Here is a 23,140-nt window from a genome sequence, read left to right on the forward strand (position 1 = left end):
TTCTCTTTTACGTCTTCCGGTCATTGAGGCGCCGGATAGATCAGTGACTTCACCTCGCCGCGCACCACCTTGCCCACCGGATTGCGGGGCAGGGCGGCGACGATATGAAGGGTCTTGGGGGTGCGCACCGGGCCGACGGCCTCGCGCACGAAGGCGGTCAGGGCCTCGGGCGTCACCGAAGGGTCGTCCAGGGCCGCGACGGCCTCCAGCCGCTCGCCCCAGACAGGGTCGGCGACGCCGAAGGCGCAGGCCTCGCGCACGGCGGGGTGGGCGTTCAGCGCGGCTTCGACCTCGGCGGGATAGATGTTGTAGCCGCCGCTGATGATCAGCTCTTTCGACCGGCCCAACAGGAACAAGTAGCCGTCCGCATCCAGCCGCCCGATGTCGCCGGTCTTCAGCCAGCCCTCGTGGCCGGCGGCGTCGGTCTGCGCCGGGTCGTCCAGATAGACAGTGGCGGCCAGGTCGCCGCGCACCAGGATCTCGCCCTCCGCCTCGCCCGTGCGGACCGCGCCGTCGGCGCCCAGCAGGGCGACCGGCGTATCCGGGAACAGTCGCCCGACCGAGGTCCGCAGTTCGGGCCGGGCCATCTCGGCGGGCGACAGGCCGGCGATGGTCATGGGGGCTTCGGTCTGGCCGTACAGGGTCGAGAGCACAGGGCCGAACCGCGTGAGGGCCTCGGCGATCCGGGCGGGCGGCATGGGGGCGGCGGAGTAGGTCAGGTGGCGCAGGCGGGTGAAGTCGCTGGGCGCAAAGCGGCCTTCCTCCATCAGCAGATAGATCAGGGTCGGCGGCATGAAGACGGTGGTGATCCGGGTCTTCAGCTCGCGCAGAATGGCCTCGCGCTCGGGCTTGTCCAGAAGGACATGGGCCCCGCCCGCCGCCAGCACCGGCAGGATGTAGTGCGAGGCCCCGTGCGTCAGCGGCGCGACGGCCAGGTTCACGTCATCGGGGCCGAAGCCATAGAAGCTCTGTAGCGAGCGCAGCGCCGCCGCCCCGCTGCGGACGCTTTGCAGCACCCCCTTGGGCACGCCGGTCGAGCCGCCGGTGAATTTCAGGGCGAAGGGACGCTCGGGATCGTCGGGAATCGGGGGCAGGGTCGCCGCATCGGCCGGGGCCGGGCGCCCGTCGTCGAGCGCCAGCGGACGGGCCGTCTCGCCCATGGCTTGGGCGGATTCGACGTCGTGCAGGGTCAGGCGCAGACCGGCGCGCTGCTGGAACAGGCTGTTCAGGCGCGGCCCGTTGCGCGGGTTCAGCGGCGTCCAGACCGCCCCGGCGCGCAGGATGGCCAGATAGGCGACGACATGACCGGCGCTGTTGGCGGCGCACAGGCCGACGCGGTCGCCGGGCGCGACGCCGCGCGCGATCAGGTCGGCGGCGGCGGCCTCGACCTGGGCGACCAGCTGGCCGTGGCTGAGGACGCGGTCGCCGTCGAACAGGGCGGGACGGTCGCGCTTGGCGGGCAGCTTGTCGTAGAGGGCGCGGATCGGGTGCCGGATCATGCCGCCGGGCGCTCCAGGATGGTGACGACGGTGGCCGCCTCCTCGACGCCGAGGAAACCGCCGCCGTTCTCGGCCGCTGCGATGCGGGCGCCCGCGACCTGACGGTCGCCGGCCTCGCCGCGCAGATGCTGGATCAGTTCATACAGCTGGCCGATGCCGGTGGCGCCGACCGGGTGTCCCTTGGCCACCAGACCGCCGGACGGGTTGACCGGGGTGCGGCCGCCCAGGGCGAAATCGCCCGCCTTCAGCCGCGCGCCCACCTCGCCGGGCACGGCCAGACCCAGGTTCTCGATCTGCTGCAGTTCGGCGTAGCTGGTGGCGTCGTGAACCTCGGCCAGGTCCACGGCCTCCGGCCCCGAACCGGCCTGCTCATAGGCGGCGCGGGCGGCGCGGCGGCCGATATGGTTGGCGTAATCGTCGGGCGCGCGGTCGGTGGCGCTGACCAGAGCGCAGCCGCGCACCCGCACGGCGCGGGCGGCGGCGCCCAGCCGCGCCAACCCCTTGGCCGAACAGACCACCATGGCCGCCGCGCCGTCGCTGACGGGGGCGCACATGGCGCGGGTGAAGGGGAAGACGATGGGCTTGTCGGCCATCACCTGATCCACCGTCATCGGCGTGCGGTATTGCGACTTCGGGTTGAGGGCGGCGGCGCTGTGGTTCTTGGCGGCGAGGCGGGCGAAGTCTTCCTGCGTCGTGCCGAAGCGGGCCATGTGGGCGCGGGCCTGGGCGGCGTAGAGGTCCATGAACAGGCTGCGGCCTTCGCCCGGCGCTTCACCGCCCATGGCGGCGATATAGGCCAGCACGCCCTCGCGGTCGTGGATGTCGGTCCCGCCCATGAAGGCGGCGGCGACGCGCTCGGGCCGGTCGGGCCAGACCATCTTCTCGGCCCCGACGATCAGGGCGATATCGCCCCCACCCGCGCGCAGCCACTGTATCGCCTGATGCAGGGCCGTCGAGCCCGAGGCGCAGGCGTTCTCGACATTGACCACGGGGATGCCGGCCAGGCCCAGCGGGCGCAGGGCGATCTGGCCCCGCACCGTGTTCTGCCCCTCCAGCATGGGCTGGCGGGTGTTGGAGAACCAGGCGGCCTCGATGTCGCCGACCTGCGCGCCCGCGTCGGCCAGGGTGTCGCGCACGGCCTCGGCGGTCAGGCTCTTCACCGTGTCGGCGGGGCGCTTACCCAAGGCGGTCATCGACACGCCGGCGATGAAGACCGGCGTCATCATGCTGTCGGACGACGACGCTGGACGATGCGGAAGCGCGCGGCGACGAAGGCCAGGTCGGCCAGACAGGCGTTGCCCGCCGGGTTCAGTCCGCTGACGTGATAGTCGCTGTAGGCGGCGGCGAAGTTGATCCACATCGCCCCGGTCAGGTTGATCGTCAGATTGGCCCCCGCCTGCTCATAGAGCGGCGTCGAGCGATCGATGAAGGCCTCATCCGTCGAATAGAGATAGGACGAGATCGAGCCCTTGGTGCGGGCAAGATGGGTCGCCTCGGCCACAGCGGCGTCGGCCTCCATCGTCACCACGAACAGGACGGGGCCGAAATGCTCCTCGGCGTAGAGGTCGGGCGCGGAGCCGTCGACGCCCAGCACCAGGGGCGTCAGGGTGCGCGCCTGGGGGAACTGCGGGTGGGCGTAGGGCGCGGCTTCGCGCAGGACGCGGACGCCGGGACGCCGCTCCACGGCCCCGCGCACGTCGGCCACGGCCTTCAGGCTGACCTCGCCCTGGACAGCGCCCATGATCCCGGCGGCCAGGGCCGGGTCTTCGGCGATGGCGTCGATCTGGGCGACCAAGGCGGCGGCGAAGGGCTCTGCCAGAGCGGGGGCGACATAGACCACCTGCGGGCTGGTGCACATCTGGGCCGAGAACAGGCTGGCGGCGCGCGCCACGGCGCGAGCGGCGGCGTCCAGATCGGCGACGGATTCGACCACCACCGTGTTGACGCCCGCCGTCTCGGTGAACAGCAGCTTGCCCGTCACCGTCCTTTCCAGATGGCCGCCGTAGCGGGGGCTGCCGGTGAAATCGACGATCTGGACGGCGGGATGATCGACCAGAACCTGAGCCACCGGCTCGGCCAGGGTGTCGACGGCCAGGGTGATCAGGTTGGGATCGAAGCCGAAGTCGGCCAGCACCCGACGGCATTCGCGCGCGACAATGGCCATGGGCAGGACGGCGATGGGGTGGGGCTTGAGGATGACCGGATTGCCGGTCGCCAGACTGGCGAACAGGGCCGGATAGGCGTTCCAGGTCGGGAAGCTGGCGCAGCAGATGACCAGGCCGATCCCGCGCGGGACCAGGACATAGGTCTTGTCCAGGCTGACGGCTTCGCCAGCGAAGTCGCGTTCGTAGCGGGCGCTGCGGGTCACGTCGCGCATGGCCTTGGCGGCGTAGGCCAAGGCCTCTAGGCCCCGGTCCAGGGCATTGGGGCCGGAGCCGCTGAAAGCCTGGGTATAGCTCTGACCCGCGACGTGCATGACGGCCTGGGCCATTTCGAAGTTCGCGTCGTAGAGGCGCATCGCCATCTCGGCGCACAGGGCCAGACGCAGTTCGGGATCGGCGGCGCGCCAGTCGGGCCAGGCGGCGTGAGCGGCCACAACCAAAGCCTCGGGATCGCAGCGCGGATAGGTGATGCCCAGCGCCTTGCCGGTGAAGGGCGAGACCTCGGCGCCGACGCGGTCGATCACGCCGGGCAGGTCCAGGTCGAAGGGACTATTGAGCTGGGCCTCGAACGCGGCCTTGCCCGCGACGGGCTTGTCCGGGCCGTGGATCTTGGTCGAGGGCGAGTCCTTGAACGGCGACCAGGCGGCGCGGGCGGACACGGCCTTGATTGCGGCCTCGATCAGGTCGGCGTGACGTTCGATGAGGGCGCGGCGGGCCTCGGCGGGCGGGAAGGGCGCGTTCATGCTCAGCCCATCCGCTCGACGATCATGGCCGAGCCGACGCCTTGCGCGCCCGCGGCCACAACTAGACCGTAGCGGCCTTCGCAGGCGTCGAGCGCATCAAGCAGGGACGACAGCAGGATGGCGCCGGTTGCGCCCATCGGGTGCCCCTTGGCCAGGTGGCCGCCGCCGACATTGACCTTGTCGCTCAGCGTCGGGTGTTCCCGCGTGAACTTGGCGATGGTGACGGCGAAGGCCTCCATGAACTCGATCCGGTCCATGTCGGCCAGGGTCAGCCCGGCCTGGTCCAGCACCCGGTCCATCGCCGTGAAGCCGGCGGTCAGGGAGGCGGCGGGATCGCCCCCGGCCTCGGCCCAGGCGAGGATGCGGGCGCGGGCGCCGTCGGCCTGGCTGGAAATCAGGGCCAGCCCGGCGCCGTCGCTCATCGGCGGGGCGTGCGACACGGTATGGCGGTGGTCGATCACCCGTCCCTCCAGCGCCTCGGCGTAGGGCGCGGCCAGGGCGGCGAAGGCGGGGGGCAGCGACGCCAGGCTCTCGCTGCTGGTCTTTGGGCGCGCCGCTTCCTCGTGCGACAGGCCGTTCAGGGGAATGCGCGAGGCGGTGAGCGGCGTGCCCTCGGCGAAGGCGGTGCGCTGCTGCGAGGTCAGGGCGGCGGCGTCCATCTCGGCGCGCGTGACGCCCAAGTCCTCGGCCAGGCGGTCGGCGGCGACGGCGACGGGGAGGTAGCGGGTGCGCGGCGGGAAGCTGGCGTCCTCGTAGTAGTCGGCCTTGTCGCCCATGAAGGGGACGCGGGACATCATCTCGACCCCGCCGGCCAGGGCCGAACCCACGGCGCCGGTCTGGACCAGGGCCGCCGCCTGACCCACGGCGGTCAGGCCCGAGACGCAGTAGTTGTTCAGGGCGAAGGCGAAGGCGGCGTCGTCCAGACCCGCGTGCATCTTGCTGACCAGGGCGACATTGGCCCCCTGGGCGCCGACCTGGCCGACGCAGCCCAGGATCAGGGCCTGGGCGGCGCGGGGCGCATGGCCGCGCGCCTCGATGGCGTCGATCAGGCCCGTGACCAGTTCGTGCGGCTTCAGGGCGGCCAGCCCGCCGTCGGGGCGGGCCTTGCCGCGCGGGGTGCGGACGGCGTCGTGAATATAGGCGCTCAACGGATCAACCCTTCGCCATCTGATCGCCGCGCGCCCAGGTGCCGTGGAAGCCAGCGGGCACTCGCACGGGCAGCATCACGCGCGCCACCGGCCCGGCCTCGAAGTTCTGGGCGTCGATCACCTGGACCTCGGACCGGCCCGTGTTTTCGTCGGTGACGAAGGCGATGACGTAGCCGTCGTCCTCGGCCCGCGCGTCGATGCGCGGGGCGAAGGCCGGTTCGGAACCGAACATCTGCGGCTCGTAATCATAGGTCCGCGCCGCGCCCGTGTTTAGGTCGTACTTGATCAGACCTTTGAAGCGCTGAAGCTCCGTCTTCGACATGGCCACGTGATAGGACCACTGGGTCGGCTGAGCGGAATAGTCGAGGTTGACGACCGGGAACTCGCCGATGCGGTCGTCCAGCTGGCGCTTCTTCACCTCGCCGGTGCGCATGTTCATCCGCCATTCGACGGGCACGGCGTTCAGGGCCAGCACATTCACCATGGCCGCATAGGGGCCGTAGGCCGGGTTCGGCGGATAGCCGTTGGGCGTCATCATGCAGGCGGTCATGACGACCTCGTCGCCGTCCTCCCAGCTGTTGACGACGTGGTAGATGTAGCAGCTATCCGTCTCGAACCAGCGGATCTGGTCGCCGCGGCCTCGGCGCGGCGCCACGCCGAATCGGGCGGGCTGGTCGGCGAAGTGGATGTTCCACTGGCTCTTGCGCAGGCCGGCGTCGGTGAAGACCACCGGCAGATCGTGCAGGATGACGTAGTTCTCGGTCAGGCCCATGTCATGCGGCAGGCGCGGCCCCGGCAGCTCGACGCGCTCGAAATGGGTCAGCTCGTTATTGGCGCTGACCGTGCCGTAGGTCATCCACGGCTCGTAGAGGGAATAGTCGAAGAAGACGAACTCGCCGGTGCGCGGGTCGACCTTGGAATGGGCGGAGACGTGGCGCGGCAGCTTGCCGCCGAAGGTCTCGACGCCGACCGTCTCCAGCGTGCGCGCATTCACCCGAATCGGATGACCCGAGATGTACCACAGCGCCATCAGCGAGCCGTTGTGCAGCACCACGTCGGTATTGGCCGTGTCCTTGTAAACCTTGTCGCCGCGCGTCGAGGCGGGATTGGCACGCGTCGAGGGCAGCATGACCCCGCCCGCGCCGCAGCCGCCGTTCAGGTCCGCCACATGATCCGCCGAGCGGACGAAGCGATTGCGGTACTCGGCCTTGCCGTTCTCGAAATAGACGGCGTGCAGCATGCCGTCGCCGTCGAACCAGTGGTGCATCCCCTCGGGCGCCTGGGCCGGGTTCGGACCGTTGCGGTAGAAGCAGCCGTAGAGGTCTTTCGGGATCTCGCCGATCACCTCCAGATTCAGCGCGGTCGTCTCCTTCGCCACGGGTTCATAGGCCCCCTGGAGATAGGGGTTCAGCGTGTTCAACGGGCTGAGCGGTCCGGTTTCGATCCGGCGGGCGTCGTCGGCCATGACGGCTGTTCCTTCCCTGTTCGTGAGCGAGATCGCGCCTCGCTCATCCTTGTCTGCTGCGACCATGAGCGGTTGAGTCGCTTAACGCAAGTCACTTTGACGGCGTCGGCGGCAGCGGCGCGGCCATCAGCTGATCAAAGGCGGCGTTGCCGTCGGTGAAGGTCTTCCAGCCGTGCAGATCCATCAGGGCGGCGGCGTGTGCGGCCAGGTCGTCGGGGGCGAAATCGGCGGCGAAGGCCAGGCCGGGCCCCTCGATTCGCGCGGCGGGCCGCACGCGCCCGGCCCCCGCCACCAGGGTCTCGCCGTTCAAAGGACAGTCCGGCGCCATCAGCCAGCTGGCGACCGGGGCGACCCGCTCCCGCGCCATGCGGGCGGCGCTGTCGGCGTCCAGATAGTCGGCGGTCATGCCGGTGGCGGCGTAGGGGGCGATGGCGTTGCAGGCCACGCCGTGCGACGCGCCTTCCAGGGCGATGACCCGCATCAGGCCGATCAGCGCCGCCTTGGAGGACGAATAGGCGGCCATGCCGTGGACGCCGTGCAACCCCGCCGCTGAGGTCGACATCAGGATGCGGCCCGAGCCCTGGGCGCGCAGATGGCGATAGACGGGCAGGGTGGGGGTCAGCGCGCCGAAGAAGTTGACCTCGAACACTTGCCGAAAGGCGTCGGTGGTCTGCTTGTGCAGGGTCCTGGCCTCGGGCGCGCCCGCATTGTTCAGCAGGCCGTCGACGTGACCGAAGGCGTTCAGAGCGGCTGCCAGCAGCCGCTCGCCGGAATCGGCCTCCTCGACGGCCAGCGGCGCGGCGACGGCGCGACCGCCCTGGGCGAGAATCTCGGCCACGACCGCCTCGGCGGAGCCGGGCGCGTCGGCCGGGCGGGGCCGGGTGTTGACCACCACGGCGGCTCCGCGCCGGGCCAGGTCCAGGGCATAGGCCCGACCGAGGCCGCGCCCGGCGCCGGTGACGATGACGACCCGATCCTGAAGCGCGCTCATGCGTCTGCGCCTTCTGCATTGGCGGTGGTCTTCGGTCGCGGCCAGGGCAGGAAGCGGGGGGTGCGGGTGCAATAGGCGGCCCAGGCCTCGGGCCGGGTGCGCGCCATGTGCTGCTCCTTGAATGGCGCGGCGGAAGCGTAGCCCATGAACCAGCCGGTATAGAGGGGCGCGAAGATCGTGACCCAGCCCCACGGATGCGCCAAGGCCAGCACGAACCAGCCCGCCCACATGACGCTCTCGCCCAGATAGTTGGGGTGGCGCACAAAGGCCCAGGCGCCCGTGTCCAGCAGGCCGCCGCGGTTGGCGGGCGCGCGCTTGAAGGCCGCCAGCTGGCGATCCGCCGTGCTCTGCAACAGGAAGCCGGCCAGCCAGACGACGACGCCCAGGGCCAGCAGCGCGGTCGGACGCGGCGTCGGCGCCGTCAGGATGAAGGCGAAGGGCGCGCACCACAGCCAGACGGTGACGCCTTGCAGCAGGTGAACCTGGAAGCCGCTCCACCAAAGCCAGTTGGGGCCGTGGCTCTTGCGCCAATGGGCGTAGGGTTGGCGCTCGGCGTGGATGTTGTGGCCCCAGGTCTGGACCGCCAGCCGGACCGACCAGACGCCGAGGCTGAGCAGGAACAGGCCGCTGAACAGGTCCAGCGGCAGGCCGGACAGGGCGAAACCCGTTCCCGCCGCCGCCGCCGGGGCCAGCGGATAGGCCACGTCCATCAGTCCGTGATTGCGCTTCATCGTCCCCGCCAGCCAGCCCAGGGCGACCACGGTCAGGACCCCGCCGCCGCTGGCGAGCCAGATGAACAATGTTTCACGCAACAGGGAGGGCGGCGCGGCGAAGGCGGCGGCGAAGGCCGCCAGAGGCGCGGCCATCATGACGTAATGCCATGCTTTTCCGCGTGTTTTCGAGGGCATGACGAAGAGCCAGACCGCCACGAGAGCGACCCAGGCCAAGGCGGCCAGCATCCATCCATCCAGTCTCACGCGGCGGCTCCATTTATGACTTGCGTAAAAAGACTTGCAAACAAGGTTCGTTAGCGCAAGCTTCTGTTTGACCGCTGGAGCATCCGATCAACGGAGCCGGGGCGCGGTCGAGGGAGCGAAACATGAGGAAGACCGCATTCAGCGCGTCGGTCGCGACGCTGCTGCTGGCCACGGGGATGGCCGTACCCGCCATGGCCCAGACCACGCCGACCGAGGGCGCCGTCACGCTCGGCGACGTCGTCGTCACGGCCCAGCGTCGCGAGCAGAGCCTTCAGGACGTGCCGATCGCCGTCACCGCCTTCAACGCCGAGACACTGGAGCGCACGGCGGCGACGGGCATTCAGGACGTGGCGGGCAAGGCGCCGGGCGTGACCCTGACCCAGTTCAACATCGGCGAGCCGCAGATCTTCATCCGCGGCGTCGGCACCACCAGCGATTCCGCCGCCAGCGACCCCTCCATCGGCGTGTCGATCGACGAGGTTTCCATCGGCCGCGCGGGCGCCAGTTCCATGGCCTTCCTGGATGTCGAGCGGGTCGAGATCCTGCGCGGGCCGCAGGGCACCCTCTATGGCCGCAACGCCTCGGGCGGGGCGCTGAACGTCTATACCAAGAAGCCGCGGTTCGAGAACTCGGCCCAGCTTACCGGCCGCCTCGGCAGCTTTGACGAGCGCGGCGTCGAGGCCGTGCTGAACCGCCAGCTGGGCGAGGACACCGCCGGTCGTCTGGCCCTGCGCTGGAACCAGAACGACGGCTACGCCAAGAACGTGCCGACCGGCCGGGGCCTGGAGGGCGGCGAACAGTTTGGCCTGCGCGCCCAGGTGCTGCACAACGCCGGCGACTGGAGCTTCCTGGGCGGCGTCGACTACTCCAAGGACGACATGCAGGGCCACGCCCGCGTTCCGGTCCTGGCCTCGTCAACGCCGCCAGCCTTTGCGACGCTGGTGAACAACTTGCGCGCCGGTCTGAGCGTGCGGCAGAGCTTCTCTTCGGCGGACAATTATCAGAAGCGGGAAAACTGGGGCCTGACCGGGCGCGCCCAGTGGTCGGGCGCCGAGCACTTCGACGTCATCTCCCTGACCTCCTACCGCGACAACGACTACAGCTGGCGCGACAACCTGGGCGGGCTGCCGTTCCCGGGCTTCCCTCTTTCGGTCGACGACCGCGCCAGCGAGGCGGCCAAGCAGTTCAGCCAGGAATTCCGCCTGACCTCCAAGTCCGGTTCTTCGATCGACTGGGTCGCCGGCGTCTATATGTTCCGCGAAGAGGTGGAGCGGTCGGAGCGGTTCGTGGTGCAGACGGCGCTGCCGATCGCACCGCCTTCGTTTGGCGGCGACACGACCTTCAATCAGGACGCCACCAACTCCAGCTACGCCGTGTTCGGCCAGGCCACGATCCCCTTCGCCAACATCTGGGAGCTGACCGCCGGCGCGCGCTGGACGCATGACGAACGCGAAGTGCATCAGGTCGCCCTGGACAACGAGAACGGCGCCAACGCCCCTCCCGGCATTCCGCTGGGGCCGACGGGTTCGCCCTATAACGTCACGGCCGACGCCACCTTCGAAGAACCGACCTGGAAGCTGGCCCTGGCGGTCGAGCCGATCGACAATATGCGGTTCTACGTCAGCTATGATCGCGGCTATAAGGCCGGCGCCTTCCCCAGCGCCGCCCAGACCGGCGCCCAGGCGACCAAGCCGCTGCGCTCCGAACTGCTCGACAACTACGAGATCGGCGCCAAGACGACGCTGGCGGGCGGGCGGCTGCGCCTCAACGCGGCGGCCTTCATGCTCGATTACACCGACCTGCAGGTCTATGAACTGCTGGGCCTGACCCTGGTCACGTCCAACGCCGAGGCCGAGGTGCGCGGCTTTGAGGTCGAGACGGCGCTGGCGGTGAACCACAACGTCACCATCGGCGGCTCCTATACTCAGCTGGACGCCGAATATACGTCCAACGCCGTGTCGGGCGCCCTGGCCCTTCCGTACAAGGGCAACAAGCTGCCGCGCTCGCCGGAAAGCCAGTTCACCCTCTACGCCGACGGTCAGTGGGACGCATTCGGCGGGACGCTGTCGGCGCGGGCGGACTATCAGTGGACGAATGACTTCTACTTCGACCCGTCGAACGCGCCCGAGGTGCTGGTGCCGTCCTACGGCCTGATCAGCGCCTTCGCCTCCTGGGAAGCGCCGAGCGGACTGAAGGTCTCGGTCTACGGCAAGAACCTCGGCGACGAGGAATATCAGCAGCACATCATCAAGAACGCGAGCATTGGCTTCAGCGTCTTCGGCGCCCCGCGTTCCTTCGGCGTGGCGGTCAGCAAGACCTTCTGACGGTCCTTCCTGTCGTCAAAACTATCGCCCGTCCGGCCTCGCGCCGGCGGGCGATTTTCTTATGGGCTCGCTGTCCCGGTCGTGGCCTCCAGCTCCCAGCGGATGCGACGCGGGTCTAGCGGCTCGCCGCTGTCCAGATCGCAGACCACGGGCGTGATCGCCTCGCCGCTGGCGCGGTCCACCAGGGTCAAAGGGGCCTCGCCGGGTTCGACCAGCCATCTCTGGCTCCAGCCGTGCATGGCCAGAACGATGGGGTAGAGGGCCAGGCCCGCCTCCGTCAGCCGGTATTCGAAGCGCACGGGCGCGGTCTGATAGGGCCGCTTTTCCAGCACGCCTTGCAGCACCAGACGGTTCAGTCTGTCGGCGAGGATATTGGTCGCCACGCCCAGGGCGGCATGGATCTCGTCAAAGCGGCGCAGACGGAAATAGGCCGCCGACAGCACCGCCCAGCTCCAGTAGTCGCCCATGATCTCGGTCGAGCGGTCTATGATCGGACGATCCGTCTCGATCGGCGCCGAGCGTCGTCGGCGCGAGGTCGGGGGCGGGATGATGATGAGGCCGGGACCAGGCTTCCAGTCGACCTTGTCGGGTTTCACCTCGACGCCGTGCGCGCGCGTGAGAACGGCGGGCTTCAGCCGACGCCCCGTCTCGCGGTCGAAAAAGGCGATGGCGTAGCGTTCTTGCAGAGGCGACTGGGCCCAGACCTTCTCCCACTGGCCCTGCACTACGGCGACGCCGAACATGTCGAGGCCCATCTCGGTCAGGCGGTATTCCGTCCGCGTGCCGGTCGCGACCTGCTCCTGGCTCAGCAGGCCGGCCGCGACCAGCTTCTGCAGTCGGTCGGTCAGCACGCTGCGGGGCGTCCCCAGGCGTTCGCGCCATACGCCGAAGCGCCGCACGCCGTAGAAGGCTTCGCGCAGGATCAACTGCGTCCAGGCGTCGCCCGTGATGGCGAAGGCGCGCGCGACGGGATTGCCCATGATCAAGGAGCGAATGTCGGGCTCGGTCAAATCCCTACCTGGCTTGAGTGCGCCTAGTTCTGCGCCGTGTCGGGCAGGCGCCCTTCATCATCACTAGCGATGCGCAGACTAGCCTTGGCAGACCTATCGGCAGACGCGATGGCAGTCAAACGTCCCAGGGACCTCGACGAGTTCCGGCCGCCGCGCAACCGAAGTCAGCCGCCGGTGATCGCCTTGTAGGCCACATAGACGGCGACGATCAGGATCAGCCCCGCGAACAGGCGACGCCCCAGGGCCGCGTTGTCGCCCAGACGCTTGGACAGCGGCAGTCCGGCCATCGTGCCGGCCGCGCCGCCGACCGCCATGGCCGCGACCACGCCCCAGTCGACCAGACCGGACAGGCTGTAGTTCACCGCCGTGCTGGCGCCGAAAGCCGCGACGCTGAGCAGCGAGGTCGCCTGGGCCGCCGCCAGGGTCATGCCCGTGGCCCACATCAGGCCGGGCACGATCAGGAAGCCGCCGCCGATGCCGAAGAAGCCCGCCGCGACGCCGACGCCCGCGCCGGATGCGACGATGCGCGGCGTCATGCCTCGGTTCAGACGCACGCCCGGATCGCCGTCGTTCTTCTTGGGCCGCAGCATGGCCAGGCCGACCGCCGCCATGGCTACGGCGAAGGCCAGCAGCAGCTGATGGCCGTCGATGGCCTTGGCCGCCGAGGACCCGATCCAGGCCGCCGCCGAGCCGACCACGGCGAACAGGATGGCGCAGGGCCATCGTACTCGCCCAGCCCTGGCCTGCCCGGCCAGGGCCGTCAGGGCGTTCAGCGACACGCCGGCGGCCGAGGCGCCGATGGCCATGTGCGGGTCACGCACGCCGACCACATAGAGCAGCAGCGGCACAGCCAGAACCGATCCCCCGCCGCCGAAGACCGTCAGCAGCATGGCGACGATCCCGCCGCTGAGCGCCGCCAGAATCAGATGCAGCGGGTCCATGACCTCAAGCCCTCTTCATGCGCCGGTTCCACGGCATGACCGCCAGCAGACGCGCCATGCCGCAGAAGCCCGTGGCGCCGGCGACGAACAGGCCCGCCCCGACAAAGGCGCTGAGGCCCCAGAAGGCGGGGTGCGCCAGCGTACCCAGGAGGGCGCCGACCAGGATCAGGCCGCCCGCCGCCATCTGCACCTGGCGCATAAGCTCCAGCGGCTGTTTCGTGTCGGTCTTGACCGGCAGGCCCGCCTTCTTCCACGCGTCCAGACCGCCAGCCAGGACGTGGGCCGGGCCGTCGACGCGCGCGGCCAGCCGGTCGCAGTGTCCGGCCGTCCGGTTGCCGCTGCGGCACATGAAGATGACGTCCTTGTTCGGCGTCAGCCCCAGATGGGCGGCCTCGAACGCGGACAGGGGAGCGGCCACGGCGCCGACGATATGTTCGCGCGCATGTTCGTCAGGTTCACGGATGTCCACCAGGACGGCGGTCCGCGCCTTCAGGCGTGCGGCGACTTCGGCAGGGGACAAAGAGACAAGCGGGTTCATGGTCGGTTCCTTGGAAACGAGGGGCTCAGGCGGAGGCCGGAGGACAGAAGATTTCGGCCAGGACGCCGATCACCTGCAGGGCGGCCGGGTCGGCGATGCGATAAAAGACGGCGGTGCCGCTCTTCCTCGCGCTCACCAGTCCGTCCTCGCGCAGGCGGGCCAGATGCTGTGACAGGGCCGATTGCGACAGGCCGACGAGCGGGAGCAGGTCTGCGACCTGCCGTTCTCCGTCGCCGATCTGGCACAGGATCATCAGGCGGTTTTCGTTGGACAGGGATTTCAGCAGTCGGGCGGCGTCACCCGCGCTGGCTTGAAAGCGTTCCAGTCCGATGGCGTTCAGGTCGATCATGGACGGCAATATATGAGCGCTTGTTAAATTAGCAATACCTAATATATTGGGGGGCAACTCAAGAGGCTAATCGCATGACCCCTTCCCCCACGCTCCGTCCCGACGTCGTCGGCTTCTTCGACCCGGCCACGCACACCGTGACCTATCTGGTCTCTGATCCCGCCACGGGCGCTGCAGCCCTCATCGACCCGGTTCTCGACTATGATCCGGCGTCTGCGCGCACCTCGACCGCCTCCATCGACCAGGTGCTGGAGGCCGTGCGCGAACGCGGCCTGACACTGGAACGCGTGCTGGAAACCCACGCCCACGCCGACCACCTGACCGGCGCTGACGTGATCCGCACCCGCACCGGCGCGCCGGTTGGCATCGGCGAAAAGATCACGCGGGTGCAAAAGACCTTCGGCGACCTGTTCGAGGCCGCCGACGTCACGCCCGACGCTGTGGTCTTCGACGAGACCTATGCCGACGGCGCCCGCTTCACTCTTGGCGCGCTTGAAGTCGAGGTGATGCACACGCCCGGCCACACTCCCGCCTGCGTGGCCTACCGGATCGGCGACGCGGCCTTCGTGGGGGATACCCTGTTTATGCCCGACTACGGCACGGCGCGCTGCGACTTTCCCGGCGGCGACGCCCGGACCCTGTACCGCTCGATCCAGAAGATCCTGAGCCTGCCCGACGCCACCCGCGTCTTCGTCGGCCATGACTACCTGCCCGAAGACGGCCGCGCAGACTTCCGCTGGGAAACGACCGTGGGCGAGGAGAAGGCGGCCAACATCCACATCGCCGGGCGGACGGAAGACGACTTCGTCGCCCTGCGCGAGGCGCGCGACGCCACCCTGAAGGCGCCGCAGCTGATCCTGCCGGCCTTGCAGGTCAACATCCGCGCCGGCGCCCTGCCGCCCGCCGAACCGTCTGGAAAGCGGTTTCTGAAGCTGCCGCTGAACGCCTTGTGAGCGGCGCACGGCACGTTCGATCCATCTTCATCGACGCAGCGCTCAGCCAGTCGGGGCTCTACGCAACATCCATGCTCGGTGATCGTTGACCAAGCCAGAAGGAGGCCTTCATGTCTTACTATCATAGCCGGACGACCACCCTGCCGTTCGATGAAGCCGTGGCGCGGGTGCGGGAGGCGCTAAAGGCCGAGCAGTTCGGCGTCATCACCGAGATTGATGTCACCAACACATTCAAACAGAAGCTGGACGTCGATTTTCGCCCCTACATCATCCTGGGGGCCTGCAATCCCAAGGCCGCTCATGAAGCTCTTCTGGCCGAGGACAAGGTCGGCGTCATGCTTCCGTGCAATGTCATTATCCAGGCGTCGCCCTCGGGTTCGGGGTGCGAGATCGCAGCCGTCGATCCGGTCGCCTCCATGTCGGCCATCGACAATCCGGCGTTGAAGGCCAAGGCGGAAGACATCGGGGCCAGCCTTGTTCGAGCGATTGACGCGGCCGTCGCCTGACATCGCATAGCCCTGTGCAACTGATCAGACGGCGACGTCGAAGAGGCGGCCCACCCCGGCGGTGATGGCCATGGCCAGGGCGCCCCAGAAGACGACGCGCACGACAGAGCGTCCCATGGGCGCGCCGCCCGCCCTGGCGCCCAGGGCGCCCAGCACGGCCAGGCCGATCAGGGCCGAACCGGCGACCCAGACGACCAGGCCTGACATCGGCGCAACCGCCGCCACGACCAGGGGCAGGGCGGCGCCGGCCGAAAAGGTGACGGCGGAGGTCAGCGCGGCCTGGATCGGACGCGCCGTGGTGATCTCGGATATGCCGAGCTCGTCCCTCGCGTGCGCCCCCAGGGCGTCATGGCTCATCATCTGCCGCGCCACCTCGGTCGCCAGCTCCGGCGCCACGCCGCGACCCACATAGATGCCGGCCAGTTCGCGCAGCTCGGCCTCGTGGTCGCCCGCCAGTTCGGAGGTTTCACGCGCGAGGTCGGCCTTTTCGGTGTCCGACTGGGAACTGACGGAGACGTACTCCCCCGCCGCCATCGACATGGCTCCCGCCGCCAGTCCGGCGACGCCTGCGATCAGGACGCCTGCGTGGCCGGTCGAGGCCGCCGCCACGCCGACGACCAGGCTGGCGGTCGAGACCAGTCCGTCATTGGCGCCGAGCACGGCGGCGCGCAGCCAGCCGATCCGCTCGACCCGGTGCGATTCCCGATGAGCCATGGTCCTGTTCTCCTGAGCGATGCTCGAGAAGACGCCCGATGCATGGAGGAGGCAAGGGCGGAAGATCGCTTGAGACCCTGGCCGCTGACCGGCGAGCAGCACCCATGTGATTTCCGATTGCGCCCCCTGGGGTGTAGCTTGTAAAAACAACGTTCTTCAACTGGGTGGAGGCAGGCGAGATGGGGCAACCCAGAAGCAGGTCAACGACCGGAGGGCCGCTGTCGCGTCGGCACATGCTCGTCGCCGCAGGGGCGGGGGCGGCCGCCTTCGCCGCGGGTCGGGCCTATGGTCGTCCGCAGTCGGCAGGTCAGCCTCTGCTGTTCACCAATCTTCGTCTCTTCGACGGCGTTACGGCTCGCTTGCACGACGGCCGCAGCGTCCTGGTCGAAGGCGGCCGGATATCTGCGGTGCTCAGAGGCGCCGACCGCCCGACCGAGGGCGTCCAGATCATCGACTGCGGCGGCCGCACCCTGATGCCGGGGCTGATCGACGCCCACTGGCACTCGATGCTGTGCGCCATGTCGATGATGGAGCTGATGACCGCCGATCTGGGTCTGATCACCCTGGCGGCGGCGGCCGAGGCCGAGCGCACGCTGATGCGTGGCTTCACCAGCATCCGGGATCTGGCCGGGCCGGCCTTCAGCCTCAAGCGCGCCATCGACGCCGGTCTGACAGTGGGACCCCGCATCTGGCCGTCCGGCGCCATGATCTCCCAGACGGGCGGCCACGGCGATTTCCGTATGCCCCATGAAGTGCCCACCGCGCCCGGCGCCCCCCTGTCGCGCGGCGAGGTGCTCGGCGCCGGCGCCATCGCCGACGGGACGGAGCAGGTGCTGAAACGCTCACGCGAACAACTGATGCTGGGCGCCAGCCAGCTCAAGCTGGCCGCAGGCGGCGGCGTGGCGTCCGCCTATGATCCGATCGACGTGGCCCAGTACACCGAGGTCGAGTTCCGCGCCGCCGCCGATTCCGCCGAGAACTGGGGGACCTATGTGACGGTCCACGCCTATACGCCGCGCGCCATGCAGACGGCGATCCGCGGCGGCGTACGCTGCATCGACCACGGCCAGATGCTGGACGAGGAGACGGCCCGCATGATCGCCGGCGAAGGTGTGTGGTTCTCCTCCCAGGCCTTTGTGGCCGGCCCCTACGCCAATCAGTACCCGGAGGGCTCGGCCAGTCAGGCCAAGCAGAGCGTGATGTTCGCCGGCACGGACGCGGCGTTCGAGCTGGCCAAGAAGCACCGGCTCAAGACGGCCTGGGGCACCGACATTCTCTTCGATCCCGCCATGACCAAAAACCAGGGCGCGATCCTGGCCCAGATGACGCGCTGGTATTCCAGCGACGAGGTCCTGATCATGGCGACGAGCCGCAACGCCGAGCTCCTGAGCCTGTCGGGCGAACGCAATCCCTATCCGGGCAAGCTCGGGGTCATCGAAGCCGGGGCCTACGCCGATCTCCTGATCGTCGACGGCGATCCCCTGACCGACATCGCCCTGGTTGCGGACCCGGAAGCCAATCTGCGGCTGATCATGAAGGGCGGACGCATCTACAAGAATGCGCTTCAGCCCGGCTGAGGCCGCTCTCAGAAGCGATGGCGGGGCGACGCTCCGGGCAGGGCGCGTCGCGAGAAACTGATCGGCCTGACCGGCCTCTGTCCATGACGCCTGGGCGGGATTGTGCCAGAGTGATCCATCAACCGCTTGGAAGCGCTCCATGAGCCTGTCCCTTGCCTTCCACGGCGCGGCGGAATGCGTCACCGGGTCCTGTGCGCTCGTCGCGTTCGACGGCGGACGTTTCCTGGTGGATTGCGGACTGTTTCAGGGTTCGAAGTCGCTCAAGGCGCTGAACTACGACCCCTTTCCGTTTGACGTTGCGTCGATCGACGCCGTCTTCCTGACCCATGCCCACATCGATCATTCCGGGCTGCTGCCCAAGCTGGTGCGGGCCGGTTATCACGGTCCCATTTATGCGACCCGCGCCACGCGGGACCTGTGCGAGGTCATGCTGGCGGACGCCGCCGAGATCCAGGAAGGCGACGTCGCCCATCTGAACCGGCGTAACCAGAGACGCGGCGTCGATCCCGTGGCGCCCATCTATACGGTGGCGGATGTCGCGCCGACCCTGCGCCTGTTTCAGACCGTGAAGTTCGGCGAGCTGATCGAACCCTTGCCCGGGGTGCAGGCGCGGTGGTGGCCCGCAGGTCATCTCCTGGGCGCGGCCTCCATCGAGGTGGTCGTCATGGACGACGGCAAGCCGGTGCGTCTGCTGTTCTCAGGCGACCTGGGCTCGGGCCATCAGCCCTTGCTGCCGAGCCCGGACGGCCCGGTCGGGGTGGATCATGTCATCCTGGAATCCACTTATGGCGACCGCGTTCGCGAAGACCTGACGCCGGAGGCGAGGCGGCGGATTTTGACGGAGGAGGTGCGGCAGGCCAAGGCGGCCGGCGGGCCCCTGCTGATGCCTGCCTTCGCCGTGGGGCGCGCCCAGGAACTGATCCTCGACCTGCTGGCGGTGATGCGCGACGCGCCGGAGCTGGCGGGGGACATCTTTCTGGATTCACCCCTGGCCATCGAGGCCACCGACGTCTTCCTGCGCCGGGGCTGGAACGTCGAGGCGGACGAGAACCCCTATCTTGAACTCCGCCACGCGCCCCGCCTGCACTATCTGATGCGGCCTCAGGAGAGCGACGGGCTGGAGCGGCTGCGCGACTGGCATGTCATCCTGGCGGGCAGCGGCATGTGCGACGCCGGCCGTATCCGGCGCCATCTGAAGCGGCTGCTCTGGCGTCGCGAGACGACCGTGTTGATCACCGGCTTCCAGGCGGCAGGAACCCTGGGTCGCGTGCTTTTGGAAGGGCGGCGGTTCGTGCGCATCCAGGGCGACGACGTGCGCGTCAATGCGCGCATCCGCCAGATGGACGCCTATTCCGCCCATGCCGACGCCGTCGGCCTGACGGCCTGGCTGAAGGCGCGCGAGCCGGTGGCGGGCAAGGTCTTCCTGATCCACGGCGAGCCTGACGCCCGCCTGGGACTGGCGGCCCGTCTGTCGGCGGCGGGGAGGGATGAGCAGACCATCATCTCGCCCGGCCTGGACCAGGCCTACGCCCTGACCCCGAGGGCGGCGGAACCCTTGGAGGGCGGCGGGCGCTTGACGCCCGGCCTGGCGGGCAGGCCCGACTGGCGCAACGGCCGCGCCGAACTGCTCGGGGACATCAATGAAGCCTTGCAGGGCGCGCCCGACGATGCGGCGCGCGAGGTCCTGATCGCGCGGCTGCGAACAGCCCTGGGCCTGTCGCCCCGTTTGAACGTCGCCGCCGCCCTGGCGCAGGCCTTCACGTCCGAAGGCCAAGGCCGCTCCAAACAAGGAGGTTCGCATGAAACAGGCGCTGATCGTCGCCCACCCGCGCGCTCATAGCTTCACCCTGGCCATGGCCGAGGCCTATGCCACGGCGGCGCGAGAGGAGGGGACCGAGGTGGTCGTGCGCGACCTCTATCGTCTGGGGTTCGACCCGCTGCTGCAGGCCGACGAACTGCCGGACCATGAGGGCTTTCAGCCGCGCGGCGACGTCTTGAGCGAACGCGCCGTCATCGGCGACGCCGACGTTTTCGCCTTCTTCTACCCGCTCTGGTTCAACGCGCCGCCGGCCATGCTCAAGGGCTATGTCGAACGGGTCTTTGGCATGGGGTTCGGTTATTCCTCTTTCGGTCTGGAGGGCAATCAGCCGATGCTTTCCGGGCGGAGACTGGCCAGCTTCACCAGTTCAGGCGCGCCCCAGCACTGGGTCGAGCGCTCGGGCGCATGGGACGCCATGCGAAAGCACTTCGACGACCATCTGGCGGCCGTGACGGGGCTGGAGCTCATCGGTCACTACAATATCGGCGAGGTGGCGCCGGGAATGCGGGAAGACGCGGTCGCGCGTCATGCGGCGGGCGTGGCCGAAACGGCGAGGCGGATAGCCCACGGCGGACGTTGACCTCGGCGCGCCCTCAAGAGCGCCGGTGAGGTCAGCCGCCCCAGAGGAAGGCGGTCGGCACGTCGTAGCGTTCCTGGCCGATCATCACCGTCACGGTGTCCTCGCCGGTCATGGTCGATCGCGCACCGGGGTCTCGCGTCTGGCCCTGGGCGTCGAAGCTGAGGGTGCGGCCCTTGCCGTCTTCCAACATCAGGATGACGTCGGCGCTGCGGTCGGCGCGGCGCACGACGCCGGCCTGACACTGGCCAGAGGAAGGCAGGCCGGGGCCGCGACACCCGATCGACGCCACGGCGTTGAACGTCGTGCCCGGCACGCGGGGGTCTGCCGCCTCCGTCACCTGGGGCGCGCGGCGAGGGACGGAGATCAGGGCGACGCCGTCGACCTTACCGACCGATGTCCCGCCGAGAGCGGCGATGGCCGCCTGATCCGAGGCGGGGCAGCCCACCAGGTCGGCGCTGTCGTCCAGATAGTCGATGGTGGCGGCCGTTTCCCCGATCCGGCGGCACGGGGCGCCCGCAGCCGGATAGCCGTCGCCGACGACGCGCAGCGTGGCGGGCCAGGCGAAGGGCGCCGCCGCCGGGGGCGTCGCCGAGACGGGAGGCGTGGAGCTGGTCTGCTCAGGCTGACTGCAGGCGGCCAGGCTGAGGGCCGCGACCGAGCCGAGCAGCAGGACGGCGGGCTTGGAAAGCGTCATGGCGGGCTCTTTGCTCAGCGCGAGGTGCGGCTGATGACGATGGAGTAGGAACCGGCTTCGCCCCGGCGCGCCGTGGCGCGGACCTGATAGGGCTGGATCATATAGGTTCCGTCCGCCTGGACCTGGATCACGGCGTCTTCGCCATCGACATCGCCCCGGTGGGCGGCGACGCCCTGATCGGCCACGTCGAAGACGTTCATGTAGAGGTTGGTGTTGCCGGGCTTGAACGTGACCTTCAGGGTCTGGCCCGCCGCCACGGGAATGACATAGGCGGGCGCCTCATAGCCGCGAACCTCGCCCGTTACGGTGGTCTCGCCGTCGCCGGACAGGGTCACGGCCTCGACGGTCGTCTCCGGCGTCACGCGCGCCTTGGCGGCGGTCATGTCGACGGCGGGCAGGACGGCGGCCTGGCTCGGCGCGGGCGCGACCGGCGCGGCGGCCGGGGCTTCGGCGGCCGGGGCGGCTGGCTCGGACGGAGAGGGACTGCACGCGGCCAGGCCCAGCGTGGCGACCGCAAGGATGGTGACGTAGTTCATATCGGCGCTCTCTGGTTCAGCAGGCGATGCCTCTGCCGCATCCTCCGTATCGCGGGAGGGGCGGCAAAGGTTCCAGAGCCTTCTCGGACTTTGGAGAAATACCGGCAAGGTCTTCGAGATTTCGCAAATATCGACGCCGTGCGCCCGACCGGCGGTCTGGCGCTAGAAGGGAAAGAAGATCGGGATCGCGATCACGCCGACCAGCCATGTGACCAGGTTGAGCGGGACGCCGACCCTGACGAAGTCCATGTATTTGTACCGGCCGACCTGAAAGACCAGGACATTGGTCTGATAGCCGAAGGGGGTGGCGAAGGCGGCGCTGGCGGCCATCATGACGGCGATCAGAAAGGGGCGGGGCTCCACGCCGAGACTTTCCGCCAGGGCGACGGCCACTGGGGTGATCAGGACGGCGACGGCGGCGTTGGACAGGAACTCAGTCGCGAACAGGGTGACGCCATAGAGGATGGCCAGGGCCGCCAGGGGACCGAAGGGGCGGATGACGTCGATCAGCAGGGCCGTCCCGGACGCGGCCAGTCCCGTCACCTCGATGGACAGCCCCACCACCACCATGCCGGCGATCAGCAGCAGCACTTCAGGGCGCAGGCCGGCGTAGGCCTCCTCGGGGCTGATGACCCTGAGCAGGATCAGCAGGACCGCCCCGGCGAAGGCGGCTGCGGCGATGGGGGCGATGCCCAGGGCGGCGGCCAGGATGACCCCGACGAAGACGACCATGGAAACCAGGGCGCGTTTCAGGTCGAAGGGCCGGTCAACGGCGAACAGCTTCAGGTCGCCCATCGTGCCGTCGCCGGTCTGGGCGTGAGGCGTCGGGCCGTCGAGCGCCGCGTCTTCGGCTCGGGCAAGGAGGCGCCCGCCGAACAGAAAGAGATAGAGACCGCCCGCCGCAGCGATGATCAGGCCGACGGGCGTGATTTCGAAGAGACCGAAGACCGGCTGGCCCGCATTGCGAGCCATGTCGTTGACCAGCAGGTTGGTCGAGGTGCCGATCAGGGTGCAGGCCCCGCCCATGATGGTGATGTAGCTGAGCGGGATCAGGAACCGCTTGGGGGAGAGGTTGAGGGAGACGGCGACGTCCTTCACCACAGGCGCGGCCAGGACCACGATGGGGGTGTTGTTGAGGAAGGCGGACGCTCCGCCGCACAGGAGCATGACCAGCCACAGGCCGGCGGCGCCCAATCGCGCGCACAGGCGCGTAGCCTGGCGGATCAGCAGGCCGAGCAGGCCTGACAGCTCTATGGCGTAGGCGATGACGAAGAGGCAGGCGAGCGCGATGACGGCGGGGCTGGCGAAGGCCGCCTGGACCTCGACGGGGCGGATGACGCCCATGACCAGCAGGGCCGCGGCCGCCGTCAGGGCGGCGACGTCGGAGCGGAGGCGGCCCTGGATGAGGACAGCGATGACAAGGACGAGGACGACCAGCGCCGCGATCTGATTGAAGTCCATCGCCGTTCCGAAGACATCCGGTCGCCCCACCGCGAGGCTTGCCTGTCCCCATTACGGCGATTGTCGTGCTATTCCCATGGGCATGATGCGCAAGATCGTAACTATCCCGGGACCGGGCGGCGTGGTGAGAGGCGTCTGTGCGCTAGCGGCCGC

21 protein-coding genes are annotated in these 23,140 nt (G+C 69.1%); 6 read left to right on the forward strand and 15 right to left on the reverse strand.

Annotated features, from left to right (window positions below):
* Positions 1-20 precede the first annotated feature (20 nt).
* The 7 genes from HX774_RS09425 to HX774_RS09455 form a co-directional block, all read right to left on the reverse strand.
* The gene (locus HX774_RS09425; protein WP_178826274.1) at positions 21-1,499 is read right to left on the reverse strand and encodes a class I adenylate-forming enzyme family protein; all 1,479 of its coding nucleotides are present in this window, start codon (positions 1,497-1,499) and stop codon (positions 21-23) included.
* Complete coding sequence (locus tag HX774_RS09430) at positions 1,496-2,725, reverse strand: thiolase family protein (protein WP_178826276.1); 1,230 nt, start codon at positions 2,723-2,725, stop codon at positions 1,496-1,498. The genes HX774_RS09425 and HX774_RS09430 overlap by 4 nt, the downstream gene beginning before the upstream one ends.
* On the reverse strand, positions 2,722-4,404 hold the full coding sequence (locus HX774_RS09435; protein WP_178826278.1) for an aldehyde dehydrogenase family protein: 1,683 nt from the start codon (positions 4,402-4,404) through the stop codon (positions 2,722-2,724). Before HX774_RS09435 ends, HX774_RS09430 begins: the two co-directional genes overlap by 4 nt.
* Positions 4,405-4,406: 2 nt before the next feature.
* On the reverse strand, positions 4,407-5,552 hold the full coding sequence (locus HX774_RS09440; RefSeq protein ID WP_178826280.1) for an acyl-CoA thiolase: 1,146 nt from the start codon (positions 5,550-5,552) through the stop codon (positions 4,407-4,409).
* A 4-nt stretch (positions 5,553-5,556) separates the two neighbouring features.
* Positions 5,557-7,017, reverse strand: coding sequence for a carotenoid oxygenase family protein (locus HX774_RS09445; protein WP_178826282.1), 1,461 nt, complete (start codon positions 7,015-7,017; stop codon positions 5,557-5,559).
* A 91-nt stretch (positions 7,018-7,108) separates the two neighbouring features.
* Positions 7,109-8,008, reverse strand: coding sequence for an SDR family NAD(P)-dependent oxidoreductase (locus tag HX774_RS09450; RefSeq protein ID WP_178826284.1), 900 nt, complete (start codon positions 8,006-8,008; stop codon positions 7,109-7,111).
* Positions 8,005-8,985, reverse strand: coding sequence for a DUF1295 domain-containing protein (locus HX774_RS09455; protein ID WP_370523458.1), 981 nt, complete (start codon positions 8,983-8,985; stop codon positions 8,005-8,007). The genes HX774_RS09450 and HX774_RS09455 overlap by 4 nt, the downstream gene beginning before the upstream one ends.
* Before the next feature lie 122 nt (positions 8,986-9,107).
* Between HX774_RS09455 and HX774_RS09460 the strand changes: the two genes are divergently transcribed.
* A complete protein-coding gene (locus HX774_RS09460; RefSeq protein WP_178826286.1) occupies positions 9,108-11,309 on the forward strand; it encodes a TonB-dependent receptor in 2,202 nt (733 codons plus the stop codon).
* Between the two features lie 59 nt (positions 11,310-11,368).
* On the opposite strand, the gene HX774_RS09465 is transcribed toward HX774_RS09460, so the two are convergent.
* From HX774_RS09465 to HX774_RS09480, 4 genes are all read right to left on the reverse strand, one after another.
* Positions 11,369-12,319 carry a helix-turn-helix domain-containing protein gene (locus HX774_RS09465; protein WP_178826288.1) on the reverse strand — a complete coding sequence of 317 codons (951 nt, stop codon included), beginning with the start codon at positions 12,317-12,319 and terminating at the stop codon, positions 11,369-11,371.
* 164 nt (positions 12,320-12,483) lie between these two features.
* Positions 12,484-13,260, reverse strand: a complete 777-nt coding sequence (locus HX774_RS09470; protein ID WP_178826290.1) for a sulfite exporter TauE/SafE family protein — start codon at positions 13,258-13,260, stop codon at positions 12,484-12,486.
* Positions 13,261-13,264: 4 nt separating this feature from the next.
* On the reverse strand, positions 13,265-13,798 hold the full coding sequence (locus HX774_RS09475; protein WP_114816006.1) for a rhodanese family protein: 534 nt from the start codon (positions 13,796-13,798) through the stop codon (positions 13,265-13,267).
* 25 nt (positions 13,799-13,823) lie between these two features.
* Complete coding sequence (locus HX774_RS09480; RefSeq protein WP_178826292.1) at positions 13,824-14,147, reverse strand: helix-turn-helix transcriptional regulator; 324 nt, start codon at positions 14,145-14,147, stop codon at positions 13,824-13,826.
* 74 nt (positions 14,148-14,221) lie between these two features.
* Here HX774_RS09480 and HX774_RS09485 point away from each other — a divergent pair, with 74 nt between their 5' ends.
* Both HX774_RS09485 and HX774_RS09490 read left to right on the forward strand, forming a co-directional pair.
* Entirely contained in the window at positions 14,222-15,100 is an 879-nt protein-coding gene (locus HX774_RS09485; RefSeq protein WP_178826294.1) for an MBL fold metallo-hydrolase, read from the forward strand.
* Positions 15,101-15,210: 110 nt separating this feature from the next.
* Complete coding sequence (locus HX774_RS09490) at positions 15,211-15,606, forward strand: DUF302 domain-containing protein (RefSeq protein WP_178826296.1); 396 nt, start codon at positions 15,211-15,213, stop codon at positions 15,604-15,606.
* 24 nt (positions 15,607-15,630) lie between these two features.
* Here HX774_RS09490 and HX774_RS09495 read toward each other — a convergent pair whose 3' ends face one another.
* Complete coding sequence (locus HX774_RS09495; protein ID WP_178826298.1) at positions 15,631-16,320, reverse strand: VIT family protein; 690 nt, start codon at positions 16,318-16,320, stop codon at positions 15,631-15,633.
* 233 nt (positions 16,321-16,553) lie between these two features.
* Here HX774_RS09495 and HX774_RS09500 point away from each other — a divergent pair, with 233 nt between their 5' ends.
* The 3 genes from HX774_RS09500 (at position 16,554) to HX774_RS09510 (ending at position 20,296) form a co-directional block, all read left to right on the forward strand.
* Complete coding sequence (locus tag HX774_RS09500) at positions 16,554-17,897, forward strand: amidohydrolase family protein (protein WP_178826300.1); 1,344 nt, start codon at positions 16,554-16,556, stop codon at positions 17,895-17,897.
* Positions 17,898-18,036: 139 nt separating this feature from the next.
* Positions 18,037-19,737, forward strand: coding sequence for an MBL fold metallo-hydrolase RNA specificity domain-containing protein (locus HX774_RS09505; protein WP_178826302.1), 1,701 nt, complete (start codon positions 18,037-18,039; stop codon positions 19,735-19,737).
* The gene (locus HX774_RS09510; protein WP_178826304.1) at positions 19,697-20,296 is read left to right on the forward strand and encodes an NAD(P)H-dependent oxidoreductase; all 600 of its coding nucleotides are present in this window, start codon (positions 19,697-19,699) and stop codon (positions 20,294-20,296) included. The genes HX774_RS09505 and HX774_RS09510 overlap by 41 nt, the downstream gene beginning before the upstream one ends.
* Before the next feature lie 31 nt (positions 20,297-20,327).
* Here HX774_RS09510 and HX774_RS09515 read toward each other — a convergent pair whose 3' ends face one another.
* From HX774_RS09515 to HX774_RS09525, 3 genes are all read right to left on the reverse strand, one after another.
* Positions 20,328-20,990, reverse strand: a complete 663-nt coding sequence (locus HX774_RS09515) for a hypothetical protein (RefSeq protein WP_178826306.1) — start codon at positions 20,988-20,990, stop codon at positions 20,328-20,330.
* 14 nt (positions 20,991-21,004) lie between these two features.
* Positions 21,005-21,526 carry a hypothetical protein gene (locus HX774_RS09520; protein ID WP_178826308.1) on the reverse strand — a complete coding sequence of 174 codons (522 nt, stop codon included), beginning with the start codon at positions 21,524-21,526 and terminating at the stop codon, positions 21,005-21,007.
* Positions 21,527-21,688: 162 nt separating this feature from the next.
* Complete coding sequence (locus HX774_RS09525) at positions 21,689-22,987, reverse strand: SLC13/DASS family transporter (RefSeq protein ID WP_178826310.1); 1,299 nt, start codon at positions 22,985-22,987, stop codon at positions 21,689-21,691.
* Between the last annotated feature and the right edge of the window lie 153 nt (positions 22,988-23,140).

It is taken from the genome of Brevundimonas sp. P7753, from assembly GCF_013386595.1.
Lineage (GTDB): Bacteria > Pseudomonadota > Alphaproteobacteria > Caulobacterales > Caulobacteraceae > Brevundimonas > Brevundimonas bullata.

Coding starts and splice junctions, on each gene's coding strand:
- HX774_RS09425 (WP_178826274.1), bottom strand. CDS start 1,499: ATGATCCGGCACCCGATCCGCGCCCTCTACGACAAGCTGCCCGCCAAG.
- HX774_RS09430 (WP_178826276.1), bottom strand. CDS start 2,725: ATGATGACGCCGGTCTTCATCGCCGGCGTGTCGATGACCGCCTTGGGT.
- HX774_RS09435 (WP_178826278.1), bottom strand. CDS start 4,404: ATGAACGCGCCCTTCCCGCCCGCCGAGGCCCGCCGCGCCCTCATCGAA.
- HX774_RS09445 (WP_178826282.1), bottom strand. CDS start 7,017: ATGGCCGACGACGCCCGCCGGATCGAAACCGGACCGCTCAGCCCGTTG.
- HX774_RS09450 (WP_178826284.1), bottom strand. CDS start 8,008: ATGAGCGCGCTTCAGGATCGGGTCGTCATCGTCACCGGCGCCGGGCGC.
- HX774_RS09460 (WP_178826286.1), top strand. CDS start 9,108: ATGAGGAAGACCGCATTCAGCGCGTCGGTCGCGACGCTGCTGCTGGCC.
- HX774_RS09470 (WP_178826290.1), bottom strand. CDS start 13,260: ATGGACCCGCTGCATCTGATTCTGGCGGCGCTCAGCGGCGGGATCGTC.
- HX774_RS09475 (WP_114816006.1), bottom strand. CDS start 13,798: ATGAACCCGCTTGTCTCTTTGTCCCCTGCCGAAGTCGCCGCACGCCTG.
- HX774_RS09480 (WP_178826292.1), bottom strand. CDS start 14,147: ATGATCGACCTGAACGCCATCGGACTGGAACGCTTTCAAGCCAGCGCG.
- HX774_RS09485 (WP_178826294.1), top strand. CDS start 14,222: ATGACCCCTTCCCCCACGCTCCGTCCCGACGTCGTCGGCTTCTTCGAC.
- HX774_RS09490 (WP_178826296.1), top strand. CDS start 15,211: ATGTCTTACTATCATAGCCGGACGACCACCCTGCCGTTCGATGAAGCC.
- HX774_RS09495 (WP_178826298.1), bottom strand. CDS start 16,320: ATGGCTCATCGGGAATCGCACCGGGTCGAGCGGATCGGCTGGCTGCGC.
- HX774_RS09500 (WP_178826300.1), top strand. CDS start 16,554: ATGCTCGTCGCCGCAGGGGCGGGGGCGGCCGCCTTCGCCGCGGGTCGG.
- HX774_RS09505 (WP_178826302.1), top strand. CDS start 18,037: ATGAGCCTGTCCCTTGCCTTCCACGGCGCGGCGGAATGCGTCACCGGG.
- HX774_RS09510 (WP_178826304.1), top strand. CDS start 19,697: ATGAAACAGGCGCTGATCGTCGCCCACCCGCGCGCTCATAGCTTCACC.
- HX774_RS09515 (WP_178826306.1), bottom strand. CDS start 20,990: ATGACGCTTTCCAAGCCCGCCGTCCTGCTGCTCGGCTCGGTCGCGGCC.
- HX774_RS09520 (WP_178826308.1), bottom strand. CDS start 21,526: ATGAACTACGTCACCATCCTTGCGGTCGCCACGCTGGGCCTGGCCGCG.
- HX774_RS09525 (WP_178826310.1), bottom strand. CDS start 22,987: ATGGACTTCAATCAGATCGCGGCGCTGGTCGTCCTCGTCCTTGTCATC.